Origin of the sequence: Actinomycetospora soli (assembly GCF_021026295.1) — a bacterium.
Classification (GTDB): domain Bacteria; phylum Actinomycetota; class Actinomycetes; order Mycobacteriales; family Pseudonocardiaceae; genus Actinomycetospora; species Actinomycetospora soli.
This window is the reverse complement of the sequence record NZ_JAJNDA010000025.1, coordinates 1-12220: the sequence shown is the minus strand read 5'-3', so window position 1 is coordinate 12220 and position 12220 is coordinate 1. Positions and strand designations below refer to the sequence as shown.

The window sequence follows — 12220 nt, the reverse complement described above, 5'->3', positions numbered from 1 at the left end:
GGATCGGAACCTCAGGACTGGACCTGGGCCTGCTGGATCTGGACCGCGGTGACGGGCTTGCCGTCGCCCTCGCCGTTCGAGTTGTCCGTCCCGCCCGCGGCGACCTTGTCGAGCACCGCGAGGCCCTCGGGGGCGATCCGGCCCACGACGGTGTACTCCGGCGGCAGGGCCGAGTCGGCGTAGACCAGGAAGAACTGGCTGCCCGTGGTGTCGGGCTGCGAGGTCTTGGCCATGGCGACGAGGCCACGGGCGTAGTTCGAGGCGCCCTGGCCCAGCGGCGACGGAGCGAGGTTCGTCGGGGGCTCCTCGGCGTAGCGGAACCCGGGGCCGCCCGAGCCGGTGCCGCTCGGGTCGCCGCACTGCAGCACCTTGAGGCCCTCGCCGGTGGTGAGGCGGTGGCACGGCGTGTCGTTGTAGAAGCCCTGCTGGGCCAGCGAGGTCACCGCGTTCACCGCGCACGGGGCCTGGGCCCGGTCGAGGGTCAGCGGGATCGCGCCCTGCGAGGTCTGCAGGGTCAGCCCGACGACGCCGGTGCGCTCCGGGTTCGGGTCGGGCGTCTGCACCGGCCGCGAGGCCTGGCCGTCCGGCGTGTACGTGCATGCCCCGGAGGCGGCGGCCGGGGCCGCGGTCGTCTCGCTCGGGCGGGTGCCGAGGTAGATCGCGATGCCGGCGGCGAGAACGGCGACGACGGCGCCGACCGCGATGATCGTCAGCCGCTGCCGGCGACGGCGGGCACGTTCCGCGCGGCGCTCGATCTGTCGCTCCAGCTTGCGCTTGGCGGCCTTGCGGCGCTGCTCGTTGGTCGGCACGGCGGCATCCTAGGAAGTCAGGCCGCGGTGAGTTCGGGCAGGTCAGGGGAGGCCACCGGGCGACGACTAGGCTGGACGCCAGTCGTCTCGAGGAGGGTGGGCCCACGTGCTGGTCGCCGGGTTCCCGGCCGGGAGTTTCCAGACCAACTGCTTCGTGATCGCGCCCGACGAGGGCGGTCCGTGCGTGGTCGTCGACCCGGGGCAGGACGCCGAGGAGCCGCTGCGCAAGGTCCTCGCGGACCGCCGGCTGAGCCCCGTCGCGGTCCTGCTCACCCACGGGCACCTCGACCACATGTGGTCGGTCACGCCGGTGTGCGACGGCGACGACATCCCGGCGTGGATCCACCCGGAGGACCGGGCGATGCTGGCCGACCCGCTGGCCGGGGTCGGCCCGATGGGTGCCCAGCTCGCCGCGATGTACCCGGGCCTGGAGTTCCGCGAGCCGCGGCACGTGGAGACCCTCGCGGACGGGGCGACGCTGGATCTCGCGGGGCTGACGCTGACCGTCGACCACACGCCCGGACACACCCGCGGCTCGGTGATCTTCCGCAGCGCCACCGAGGACGGCGCCCCGTTCGTCCTCGCCGGCGACACCCTCTTCCAGGGCAGCATCGGCCGGACCGACCTCCCCGGCGGCTCGCTGGAGGAGATGATGACCAGCCTGCGCACCAAGCTCCTCACGCTGCCCGACGAGACCGCGGTCCTGCCCGGCCACGGGCAGCCGACCACCATCGGGGACGAGCGCCACACCAACCCGTTCCTGCAGGGGCCGCAGAACGCGCCCGGCCGGAACCTCTAGAGGGAACACACCGCATGGCCGAGATCCCGCCCGGCGGCTTCGCCGCGCCCAAGGGCATCCCCGAGTACGTCGGGCCCGACTTCGTCGCCGTCCGCGACACCCTCGTCCGCGAGGCCGACCGCGCCGGCTACGCCCACCTCGAGCTGCCCGTCTTCGAGGACACCGCGCTCTACGCCCGCGGGGTCGGCGAGTCGACCGACGTGGTGTCGAAGGAGATGTACTCGTTCGCCGACCGCGGCGGCCGCAGCGTGACGCTGCGTCCGGAGGGCACGGCGGGCGTGGTCCGCAGCGTCATCGAGCACGGCCTCGACCGCGGCACGCTCCCGGTCAAGCTGCGCTACGCCGGCCCGTTCTTCCGCTACGAGCGCCCCCAGGCCGGCCGCTACCGGCAGCTGCAGCAGGTCGGCGTCGAGGCGATCGGGGTGGACGACCCGGCGCTGGACGCCGAGGTGCTCGCCGTCGCCGACGCCGGGTTCCGCGCGCTCGGCCTCACCGGCTACCGACTCGAGCTCACCTCGCTCGGCGACGCCGAGACGCGGCCGGCCTACCGCGCCGAGCTGCAGGCGTTCCTCGAGAAGTGCGACCTCGACGAGGCGACCCGGGAGCGCGCGCGCATCAACCCGCTGCGCGTGCTCGACGACAAGCGGCCCGAGGTCCGCGAGCAGCTCGCGGACGCGCCGCTCATGGTCGACCACCTCTCCGACGCCGCGGCCGCGCACCACGCGAAGGTGAAGCAGTACCTCGACGAGCTCGGGGTCGCCTACACCGAGAACCCGCGTATGGTCCGCGGGCTCGACTACTACACCAAGACGACCTTCGAGTTCGTCCACGACGGACTCGGCTCGCAGTCCGGGATCGGGGGCGGCGGCCGGTACGACGGGCTCATGGCCGAGCTCGGCGGGCAGGCCCTCTCCGGGGTCGGCTTCGGTCTCGGGGTGGACCGCACGCTGCTCGCGTGCCAGGCGGAGGGGCTGGAGGTCGCCCCGGCCCGCCGGGTCGAGGTCTTCGGCGTGCCGCTGGGCGAGGCCGCCCGCGACCACCTCGTCGGGCTGGTCGGGCAGCTGCGCCGCGCCGGGATCCGGTCGGACCTCGCCTACGGCGGGCGCGGCCTCAAGGGCGCGATGAAGGCCGCGGACCGCTCGGGCGCCCGCTACGCCCTCGTGCTCGGCGACCGCGACCTCGAGGCCGGGACGGTCCAGCTCAAGGACCTCGGCGACGGCAGCCAGACCGAGGTCGCCCTGACCGACGCCGCGGCGGCGGTCGACCGGGCCCTGCACGGCTGACCGCGTCCCTTCCCGACGGCGGGTCCGGCGGGTCCGGCGGGAGCTAGCGTCGCGGCCCCGGCGTCGGGATGGGACGGGTGAGATCGGCGTCCGCGCCGACGGTCGGGGTCGCGCCGGTGGGCGCGGCGTGCCGGCCGGGGGTGACCCGCAGCGGCACACGACCGGAACCCGACGTCGCGGCGGCCGGGGCGGCACCGCCGGACCGCTCGACCGCCTCCCGGGCGGCCCGCTCGGTCGCGGCCGACAGCGTCCGCGCCATGACGCGGCGGGCGAGCAGCACGCACAGGTGGCACAGCGCGGCGTAGGCGAGGAACTTGACGGCGTCCTCGGCGTGGCCGAGCGCCGTGGCGATCCCCGGCCGGTCCTCCTCGAAGAAGGACTCGAGGACGTCCCCGCCGAGCGAGCCGCCGAGCAGGACGAGTCCGACGAGGAAGGTGAGCCCGAGGCGCTCGGCGAGCAGCGGCCGGAACGCCCAGGCGACCAGCACGAGGCCGAGCAGGGCGTACGCCGCGAGGGCGGCGTTCTCCGGGATGCCCGCGCCGGGGAGCACCGCGTCGTGGACCATCATGACGTCGTCGAAGCCGAGGAAGATGCAGAGCACCGCGACGGCGAGGCCGGCGCGCAGGGCGGGTGAGGCGGCCGCGGTGTCGCCGGTGGAGCGGGCCCAGGCGCGGGAGACCACGAGGGAGCCGAGGGCGATCCCGGCGCACACCATGAGCGCGCTGCAGAAGACGATCGTGAAGAGCCCGGAGTACTCGGAGTCCTCGGGGAACCGGTCCTGCAGCACGATCGTCAGGTCGTGCCCGGTGCCGCCGTAGACCGCGAGGGCGAGCCCGAGCAGGACCCCGACCGGCAGCACGGTGCGGAGCAGCATCCGTCCGGCCTCGGCCAGGTCGGAGCGGTCCGCCGGCACCGGCCCTGCGGGGTGCGTCGTCATCGGGGCCTCCCTCTCGCCGGGGATCGGCCGCGTGCTGAACGAGCCCCGTCATGATCACGACGATCAGGTGAACGTGAGGGTAACGAGTGGGACGGAACACCCGTTATCGCCCCCATGCTCAGCTTCTCCTCAAACCCCCGTCCGATACGCGCGGGTAACGGAGCGTCCACGGCACCCTGACCAGTGCGGACCGTCAGGGGAGGAGCACACGATGGGGGCAGCCGGGACGGGTGACGAGGGCGTCATCCTCGACGACCCGATGCGCACGAAGGGCACCGCCTTCACGGCCGAGGAGCGCGCGGAGCACGGGTTGCGGGGGCTGCTGCCGTACGCGGTGACGACGCTCGAGGACCAGGTGCGCCGGTGCTGGGGCGAGGTGGACCGGCAGGCCACCGACCTCCAGCGCTACGTCTACCTGCGCTCGCTGCAGGACCGCAACGAGCACCTCTTCTACTCCGTGCTCGCCGCCGACGTCCCGACGGCGCTCCCGCTCGTCTACACCCCGACCGTCGCCGAGGGCTGCAAGCGCTTCTCGGAGCTGTGGCGCCGGCCCCGCGGGCTCTACCTCGCCTGGCCCGACCGCGAGAACCTGCGCGAGATGCTGCGCAACCGCCCCCACGACGAGGTCGACGTCATCGTCGTGACCGACGGCCAGCGGATCCTCGGCATCGGCGACCAGGGCGTCGGCGGGATGGGCATCCCGGTCGGCAAGCTCTCGCTCTACACCCTCATCGGCGGGATCGACCCCGCGCGCACGCTGCCGATCCTGCTCGACGTCGGGACCGACAACGCCGACCTGCTCGACGACCCGTTCTACCTCGGGTGGCGCCACCGCCGGATCGACGACGAGGACTACTTCGCCTTCGTCGAGGACTTCGTGGCCGCCGTCGAGGCGGAGCTGCCGGACGTGCTGCTGCAGTGGGAGGACTTCGCCACCCCGCACGCGGCCCCGATCCTCGCCCGCTACCGGGACCGCCTGCTCACCTTCAACGACGACATCCAGGGCACCGCCGCCGTCGCGCTCGGGGCCCTGCAGGGCGCCTCCGAGGTGGCCGGCACGCGCCTGGCCGATCAGCAGGTCGTCATGCTCGGGGCCGGGTCGGCGGGCATCGGGGTCATGGAGATGGTGCGCCAGGAGATGGTCGACCAGGGCCTGTCCGCGGACGAGGCCCGCGCCCGCTGCTGGGTGGTCGACGTGCGCGGCCTCCTGACGACCGACCGCGACGACCTGTCCGACGACCAGCGGGCGTTCGCCCACGACCCGGCCGACGTCGCCGGCTGGGGCGTGGAGGGGCTGCCCGGGCTCGCGGACGTCGTCGAGCACGTCACCGTCGGGGTGCTCCTCGGCCTGTCGACCGCGCAGGGCGCCTTCACCGAGGACATCGTGCGGACGATGGCGGCGAAGGTGGACCGGCCCGTCGTCTTCCCGCTCTCCAACCCCACCTCGAACGCCGAGGCCCGCCCGGCCGACGTCGACGCGTGGACCGACGGGCGCGCCCTCATCGCCACCGGCTCGCCGTTCCCGCCGCTCGCGCGGGAGGGGGCCGCCGACGTCCCGGTGGCCCAGTGCAACAACGTCTACATCTTCCCGGCGGTCGGGCTGGCCGTGACCGCGGCCCGCGCCACCCGCGTGACCGACGCGATGATGCGGGCGGCCGCCCGGGCGCTCGGGGACGCCTCCCCGGCGCTGCGTGACCCGCACGCACCGCTGCTGCCGGCGTGGGCGGACGTCCGCGACGTCGCGGACGGCATCGCGCTCGCCGTGGCCCGCCGGGCGGTCGTCGACGGGGTCGCCCCGGCGGCCTCCGACGACGAGCTGCACGACGCGATCCGCGCGACCCGCTGGGACCCGGCCTACTGATCGCCTACTGATCGCCTACTGATCGCCGTCGTCGTGGGCATCGCGCCGGTGCTCGCGTTCGCGGTAGCCGTAGGCGGCGTTGCGGACGTCCTGCTCGCGCTGCAGCCCGATGCCGACGGCACCGGCGAGGGTGGCGGCGACGGTGGCGAGTGCGGCGATGGCGAACCAGTCGGAGAGCACCGGTGGACGTTCGAGGGTGGTCGTGATGGCCTCCGGGGACAGGAGGAACAGCACGGCGCCGAGGTCGATCAGGAAGGTCGCGCCGATGAGGACCAGGACGCTCTGCCCGATGGTGGCCAGGGTGGCCAGGTTGTAGAGGTGGACGAGCTCACGGTCCTCGTGGTGGCGGCGACGTTCCCACAGGCCGTGGCGGGCCACGATCCACGCGGTCATGAGCAGCGCGGCCGCGACGACCGCCAGCGGCAGCCGTACCGAGCCGGCCGTGGTGGCGATCCGTCAGGTCGACGAGTTGAAGATCATGAAGGCGCTGGCGGCGACGGTGGCGCCGAAGGCGCTGGACATCCCCAGCAGGAGCCGTCCGGGGTGGTTGGTGTGGATCATCCCGGCGAGCAGCCGGATCCGGCCGCGGACCGGCGGCGTGTGGAGCCGTTCGCGGCCGTCACCGTCGCCGACGGACGTGCTGCGGATCGGGCTGGTGACGGCCGCGATCCTCCGGGTCGCGCGGTGTCGGTGGAGGACGCCCCGATCGACGCGGGTGCGTTCGGCGGCGCCGCACAACGCGGCGACGAGACGGACGACGACGGCGGCCGTGCGCCGCTGCAGGGCGAGCATGCCGAGACCCGGCAGCGAGAGCGTCGCCACCCCGCGGTCGACGCACACGTCGGCGAGGACCGGACGACCGTCGGACCGGATGGGCAGGTCGGTGATGTACACCGCCCAGTCCCACGTCTCGTCGGCCAGGAGCCGGGCCGCGGCGTCCAGCATCTCGGACATGTCCTCCTCGCCCACGGCGAGGGGGCGGGTGCAGGTGTGCACCTCCCACACGACACCGTCGTCGATCTCCTCCGCCAGCAGGCGGGGCAGCAGGCCGTCGGCGATCGCCTCGGCGATCTCGATCGGGCGGTCCGGGTCGGCCAGGACGCCGACCACCCGGCGTCGGGACGGCGGCGCGTCGCCCTCCTGCGTGGCCCGGTCCTCGGTGCCGACCCGGGGCTCCGTCGAGTCGGTCACGTCGATGCCGTTCCCACCCAAGGGGTGCCTCCTCCGCGTCGGGCAGCACGCAGCTCCCCGACCACGGTGCAGGCCCGTCGTCGGGACGACACCGGCACGGGAGGTCACATCGGCGGGGCACGCTCGGTCCGTGGGGCCGAGGGGGACGCCCGACCGGTGGGGTCAGCCCTCGACGGCCTTCTGCCGACGACCCGCCGGCAGGCGGTCGACGAGGCGACCGAGCCGCTCCGTGGTGCCCTGCAGCGGGGCGAGGGCGTCGGCGAGCACCTTGATCTGGCCGTCGAGGTCCTCGATGCGACCCGCGACGGTCCGCAGGTCGGGCGCGACCCGGACCAGCTCGGACGCCGCGACCGAGAGCGACGAGTCGAGGGTCTGCAGGCGGGGCGGCAGCTCCGGGAACGTCGTGTCGGCGTGGTGGGCGAGCGTCTCGACGTGCTCGATCGCCGCCGTCAGCTGACGGACCTCGGGGACGGCCTCGGCCAGCGCCCGGATGGCGGGGACGGCGTCGGCGATCTGCTGGACGGTCGGGACGGCGTCGACCACCGCCTGCACCGTCGGCACGGCGTCGGCGACCCGCTCGACGGTGGGGACGGCGTCGGCGAGGCGCCCGATCGTGCCGGTGGCCTCCGCCAGCCGCTCGATGGAGGGCACGGCCCCGGCGATCTGCTCGATGGTGCCGACGGCGTCGGCGATCCGCTCGACGGTCGGGACCGCGGCGGCGATGGCCTCGACGGTGCCCACGGCGTCGGCGATCCGCTCGATCGTCGGAACGGCGGCCGCGATCTGCTCGACGGTGGTGACGGCGCCCGCGATCGTGCCGATGTCGTCGGTGGCGGCGGCGATGCGCCGGAGGTCGTCCACCGCGCTCCCGAGCCGTGCCAGCGAGTCGACGGCACCGGTGAGCAGGTGGATGTCGGCCGCGGCACCGCCGAGCTGCTGCAGGGCGGGGACCGCCTCGCGGAGCGCGTGGATGTCCTCCGCGGCCCCGCCGAGCTGCTGCAGCGCCGGCACCGCGGCCGTCAGCGCGTGGATGTCCTCGGCGGCCCCGCCCAGCTGCTGCAGGGCGGGGACGGCGGCGGTGAGGGCCCGGATGTCGCCGGCCGCGCCGCCGAGCTGCTGGAGCGCCGGCACCGCGGCGGTGAGCGCGCGGATGTCCTCCGCCGCACCCCCGAGCTGCTGGAGCGCCGGCACCGCGGCGGTGAGCGCGCGGATGTCCTCCGCCGCCCCGCCGAGCTGCTGGAGCGCCGGCACCGCGGCGGTGAGCGCGCGGATGTCCTCCGCCGCCCCGCCGAGCTGCTGGAGCGCCGGCACCGCCTGCGCGAGCGCGTGCAGGTCGGGCGTCGCGGAGGCCAGCTCGTCGAGCGAGCGCTGCAGGTCCTGCGCGAGCGGCAGGAGCTGCTCGAGCACGGTCACCACCCGGGGGAGCGCCCGCAGCGCGTCCCCGACGAGCGGGGTCACCTCCACCGACACGGTGTGCGCCGCCGACGCGAGCCCGCGGACGATCGAGGGCCCGCGCAGCGTCAGCTCCACCGCGGTCCGCGCGGAGGCGGCCGCGAGCGCGTACACCGTGTCGAACACCCCGGGGGTGGGAGCGGGACGGCGCGACGGCGGCGTCGACTGCGTCATCGAGGGCCCTCACTACGGCATCCGGGGGACGAGTGCTGTGAGCCTAGAGGGTCACGGCACCCGCCGTCGTGATCAGCGCCCGGGCGAGGCGAGTCGGCCCCCGAGTTCGAGGAGCCGGTGCGGGGCCTTCTGAGCGAGCTTGAGGAACGCCTCGCCGGCCCGGGCGCGCGCGAGCGAGCCGTGCCCGAACTTCCGTGAGAGCCCCCCGTGGTCGCCGGGCAGCAGGTGGTGCTGCGGCGTCTGGGAGGCCTCGGTCGCGAGGGTGCGCCCGATGACCATCCGCTGGATCTCGCTGGTGCCCTCGAAGATCGTGTAGAGCTTGGCGTCGCGGTACCACTTCTCCACCGGCAGGTCGCTGACGTAGCCCCAGCCCCCGCAGGTCTGGATGGCCTGCTCGGCGGCGCGGACCGCGACCTCGGAGGCCTTGAGCTTCGACATCGAGCCCTCGCCGCAGTGGAAGGGCACACCGTTCGCGGCCATCCACGAGGCCCGCCAGGCCAGCAGGCGGGCGGCGTCGATGTCGGCGGCGAGGTCGGCCAGCGGGAACGCGACGCCCTGGTTCTCGATGATCGGTCCTCCGAAGGCCTCGCGCCGCGAGGCGTAGTCGCAGGCGTACTCGAAGGCCGCCCGCGCGACGCCGAGGGCCATGGCGGCGACCATCGGTCGGGTCTGCTCGAACGCGCCCAGGGCGGCGGAACGGGTGGAGTCGCCGCGCCGGGCCTTGTCGAGCTTGTGGTTGAGCTTGTCCTCGCTGCCGAGGAGCTGGTCGCCGGGGATCCGACAGTCGGTGAACGACAGCTCGGCGGTGTGGGAGGCCCGGTGCCCGAGCTTGTCGAGACGGCGGACCTGGTCCATGCCGGGCGTGCCCTTCGGCACGAGGAACATGGCCTGGCCCTTGGTGCCGAGATCGGGGTCGACCACGGCGTTCACCACCGTCACGTCGGCGATGCCGCCGTTGCCGATCCAGATCTTCGTGCCGTTCAGCACCCAGTCGTCGCCGTCCTTGACCGCCCGGGTCTGCAGGTTGGACACGTCGCTGCCGCCCTGCGGCTCGCTCACGGCGAGGGCCGCGAGCTTGATGTCGCCCGGTGTCCCGAACATCTCCGGGGCCCACGTGGCGATCTGCTCGGGGGTGCCCGCCTGGTTGAGCGCGGAGAGCGCGAGGGCCGGCAGGACGACCGTGAGCCCGATGCCCGCGCAACCCCAGAAGATCTCCTCGAGGAACAGCGGCAGGGAGAGCCCCGTCGGGTCGGCGATCAGGTCGGCGTAGAACAGCGCGTTGTAGAACCCCTCACGGGCGGCCGCGTCGACGATGTCCCACGGGCACTCCTGCAGCTCGTCGTACTTCGGGGCCGCCGGGCGGATCACCTCCTCGGCGAAGGTGTGGGCACGGCGCACCAGCTCGTGGTGCGCCGGGGTGAGCTCGAGCGTGAACGCCATGACGCGGGCCTCCTGATCCGGTGTGATCTGCAGTACCGCGTACCGGCGGTACCGAAACCACGCCGGATGATCGAACTTGCGTTCGATGCGAACACGTGTTCGACTGCTAGCCATGCGGTGGGCGGGTCAGCAGCTGGACGACGACGGGACGCTGCCGGGGATGCCGGCGCTGAAGGGCCTCGTCCGCAGCGTGCGCACGCCCGAGTTCGCGGGCATCACGTTCCACGAGGTCCGGGCCCGCTCGGTGCTCAACCGGGTGCCGGGCGGCTCGCCGATGCCGTTCGCGTGGACGGTCAACCCGTACCGCGGCTGCTCCCACGCGTGCACCTACTGCACGGTGGGCCCGACGCCGGTGCTGCGCGCCGACGGCGGCTCGGTGCGCATGGCCGACGTGCGCGAGGGCGACGCGGTCGTCGGGACGGTCGTGGAGGGCGGGGTGCGGCGGCTCGTCCGCACCCACGTGCTCGCGCACTGGTCGAGCCGGCGGCCCGTCGTGCGCGTCCGCCTGGCCGACGGCACCGAGGTCGTGGTGGGTGCCGACCACCGACTGCTGGCCCGGACGGGGTGGCGGCACGTGTCGCGGGCCGGCGCCGACGGTCACGGCGGCACCTGGATGGTGCCCGGCGACGCCCTGGTCGGCGCCGAGACGCTGCCCGCGCCCGGGCTCGCCGGGGTGCGGGACGTCCTCGACGAGGCCCGCGGGGCCGACCGCACCGTGGTCGCCGTCGAGCCGGCGGGGGAGGAGGAGGTCTTCGACGTCACGACGACGACGGGGGACTACGTGGCCGTGGGGCTCGTCCACCACAACTGCTTCGCCCGCAACACCCACACCTACCTCGACCTGGACGCGGGCGACGACTTCGACCGGCAGGTCGTGGTCAAGCTGAACGCCCCGGAGGTGCTGGCCCGGGAGGTGCGGTCGCCGCGCTGGACCCGCGAGCACGTCGCGATGGGCACCAACACCGATCCCTACCAGCGCGCCGAGGGCCGGTACCGCCTCATGCCCGGGATCATCCGGGCGCTCGGCTCGTCGGGGACCCCGCTGTCGATCCTGACGAAGGGCACGCTGCTCGCCCGCGACCTCCCCGAGATCACCGCGGCGGGCCGGGACGTCCCCGTGGGCGTCGGGGTGTCGCTGGCGATGCTCGACCCCGACCTGCACCGGTCGGTCGAGCCCGGCACCCCGACGCCGCGGGCCCGCCTCGACCTGGTCCGCCGCATCACCGACGCCGGGCTCCCGGTGGGGGTGTTCGTCGCCCCCGTGCTCCCGGGGCTGACCGACTCCGACGAGGCCCTCGACGCCCTGCTCGCCGAGATCGCGGCGGCGGGCGCCAGCGGGGTGTCGGTCCTGGCGCTGCACCTGCGGCCGGGCACGCGGGAGTGGTTCCACGGCTGGCTCGCCCGCGAGCACCCGCACCTGCTGGAGCGCTACGCGCAGCTCTACCGCCGCGGCGCCTACGTGCAGCAGGCCTATCGCACCGACCTGGCCCGGCGGGTGGGTGTGCTGCTGCGCCGACACGGCCTCGAGGGCGGTGGGCACCACATGGGCGGTCGGCTGGACGGCGGGAAGGGTGCGGCGCCGGACAACCCCGAGCCGTGGCCGGACGGCGCGCTGCCGCGGGTGCCGGCCCCGCTGGTGGAGCAGACCCCGCCGGAGCAGCTGTCGCTCCTGTGACCACTACGACCACAACGCGGTCTATCTCCCCAACGCAGACACGACCGTCCCGGGGCCGGGAGCATCCGCAGGTGCGGAGGGGAGTATCCCCGGAACGCCTGCGGGTGCCTCGTCAGCACGACAGCTCCGACGCTGTCCGGGGCGCCCGGCGTCGGCTCCACCACGGGTCCGGCGGCGGGAGAGACCTCCGGTGAGCACGTGATGCGTCGTCACCGGAGGAGCCATGTCCCCAGCAGCAGCACCACCCGTCCCCGCGCCCGCCGGCGGTGAGCCGTTCTGGGTCTGGGCCCTGACCATCGTCGGGTTGGCGGTGATCTTCGCGGTCGACCTCTGGGCCGGGCGCCGGGCGCGCGAGGTGACGATGCGCGACGCGGCCCGCGGGGTCGGGGTGTACGTCGGTCTCGCGGCCGTCTTCGCCGCCGGGGTCTTCTGGTTCGGCGGCCGTGAGCAGGGCACGGCGTTCGTCGCCGGGTACGTCACCGAGTACTCGCTGTCGGTGGACAACCTGTTCGTGTTCCTGCTGATCATGACCGCGTTCGCGGTGCCCAAGGCCTTCCAACACCGGGTCCTGCTGGTCGGCATCCTCATCGCACTGGTGA

At 74.3% G+C, this 12220-nt stretch carries 11 protein-coding genes; 5 read left to right on the top strand and 6 right to left on the bottom strand.

The genetic code is table 11. The features are described 5' to 3' along the window. Positions 1 to 11: 11 nt before the first annotated feature. Complete coding sequence (locus LN037_RS27600) at positions 12 to 809, bottom strand: peptidylprolyl isomerase (RefSeq protein ID WP_230759527.1); 798 nt, start codon at positions 807 to 809, stop codon at positions 12 to 14. A 106-nt stretch (positions 810 to 915) separates the two neighbouring features. Here LN037_RS27600 and LN037_RS27595 point away from each other — a divergent pair, with 106 nt between their 5' ends. Together LN037_RS27595 and hisS are read left to right on the top strand one after the other, a co-directional pair. Continuing rightward, on the top strand, positions 916 to 1608 hold the full coding sequence (locus LN037_RS27595) for an MBL fold metallo-hydrolase (protein WP_230759525.1): 693 nt from the start codon (positions 916 to 918) through the stop codon (positions 1606 to 1608). Between the two features lie 14 nt (positions 1609 to 1622). Then, on the top strand, positions 1623 to 2891 hold the full coding sequence (gene hisS / locus LN037_RS27590; protein WP_230759523.1) for a histidine--tRNA ligase: 1269 nt from the start codon (positions 1623 to 1625) through the stop codon (positions 2889 to 2891). 43 nt (positions 2892 to 2934) lie between these two features. Here hisS and LN037_RS27585 read toward each other — a convergent pair whose 3' ends face one another. Further along, positions 2935 to 3828, bottom strand: coding sequence for a DUF8692 domain-containing protein (locus tag LN037_RS27585; protein ID WP_230759521.1), 894 nt, complete (start codon positions 3826 to 3828; stop codon positions 2935 to 2937). Between the two features lie 211 nt (positions 3829 to 4039). Between LN037_RS27585 and LN037_RS27580 the strand changes: the two genes are divergently transcribed. After that, the gene (locus LN037_RS27580) at positions 4040 to 5689 is read left to right on the top strand and encodes an NAD-dependent malic enzyme (RefSeq protein WP_230759519.1); all 1650 of its coding nucleotides are present in this window, start codon (positions 4040 to 4042) and stop codon (positions 5687 to 5689) included. A gap of 15 nt (positions 5690 to 5704) precedes the next feature. Here LN037_RS27580 and LN037_RS27575 read toward each other — a convergent pair whose 3' ends face one another. The 4 genes from LN037_RS27575 to LN037_RS27560 all read right to left on the bottom strand — a co-directional run bounded on the left by LN037_RS27575 (position 5705) and on the right by LN037_RS27560 (position 9946). Further along, on the bottom strand, positions 5705 to 6082 hold the full coding sequence (locus LN037_RS27575) for a hypothetical protein (RefSeq protein ID WP_230759517.1): 378 nt from the start codon (positions 6080 to 6082) through the stop codon (positions 5705 to 5707). Positions 6083 to 6145: 63 nt separating this feature from the next. After that, entirely contained in the window at positions 6146 to 6880 is a 735-nt protein-coding gene (locus tag LN037_RS27570; RefSeq protein ID WP_230759516.1) for a hypothetical protein, read from the bottom strand. A gap of 162 nt (positions 6881 to 7042) precedes the next feature. Further along, the gene (locus LN037_RS27565; RefSeq protein WP_230759514.1) at positions 7043 to 8506 is read right to left on the bottom strand and encodes a hypothetical protein; all 1464 of its coding nucleotides are present in this window, start codon (positions 8504 to 8506) and stop codon (positions 7043 to 7045) included. Positions 8507 to 8578: 72 nt separating this feature from the next. Next, positions 8579 to 9946: an acyl-CoA dehydrogenase family protein gene (locus LN037_RS27560; RefSeq protein ID WP_230759512.1), complete on the bottom strand. Its 1368-nt coding sequence runs from the start codon at positions 9944 to 9946 to the stop codon at positions 8579 to 8581. A 112-nt stretch (positions 9947 to 10058) separates the two neighbouring features. On the opposite strand from LN037_RS27560, the gene LN037_RS27555 reads away from it, so the two are divergent. Together LN037_RS27555 and LN037_RS27550 are read left to right on the top strand one after the other, a co-directional pair. Further along, the gene (locus LN037_RS27555) at positions 10059 to 11621 is read left to right on the top strand and encodes an Rv2578c family radical SAM protein (protein ID WP_230759510.1); all 1563 of its coding nucleotides are present in this window, start codon (positions 10059 to 10061) and stop codon (positions 11619 to 11621) included. Between the two features lie 223 nt (positions 11622 to 11844). Next, on the top strand, positions 11845 to 12220 hold a 376-nt coding region (locus LN037_RS27550), incomplete at its 3' end, for a TerC family protein (protein WP_443611904.1).

Excerpts from the sequence above, each read along its gene's own strand:
- hisS (WP_230759523.1), top strand. The coding sequence starts at position 1,623 with ATGGCCGAGATCCCGCCCGGCGGCTTCGCCGCGCCCAAGGGCATCCCC.
- LN037_RS27585 (WP_230759521.1), bottom strand. The coding sequence starts at position 3,828 with ATGACGACGCACCCCGCAGGGCCGGTGCCGGCGGACCGCTCCGACCTG.
- LN037_RS27580 (WP_230759519.1), top strand. The coding sequence starts at position 4,040 with ATGGGGGCAGCCGGGACGGGTGACGAGGGCGTCATCCTCGACGACCCG.
- LN037_RS27575 (WP_230759517.1), bottom strand. The coding sequence starts at position 6,082 with ATGACCGCGTGGATCGTGGCCCGCCACGGCCTGTGGGAACGTCGCCGC.
- LN037_RS27565 (WP_230759514.1), bottom strand. The coding sequence starts at position 8,506 with ATGACGCAGTCGACGCCGCCGTCGCGCCGTCCCGCTCCCACCCCCGGG.
- LN037_RS27560 (WP_230759512.1), bottom strand. The coding sequence starts at position 9,946 with ATGGCGTTCACGCTCGAGCTCACCCCGGCGCACCACGAGCTGGTGCGC.
- LN037_RS27555 (WP_230759510.1), top strand. The coding sequence starts at position 10,059 with ATGCGGTGGGCGGGTCAGCAGCTGGACGACGACGGGACGCTGCCGGGG.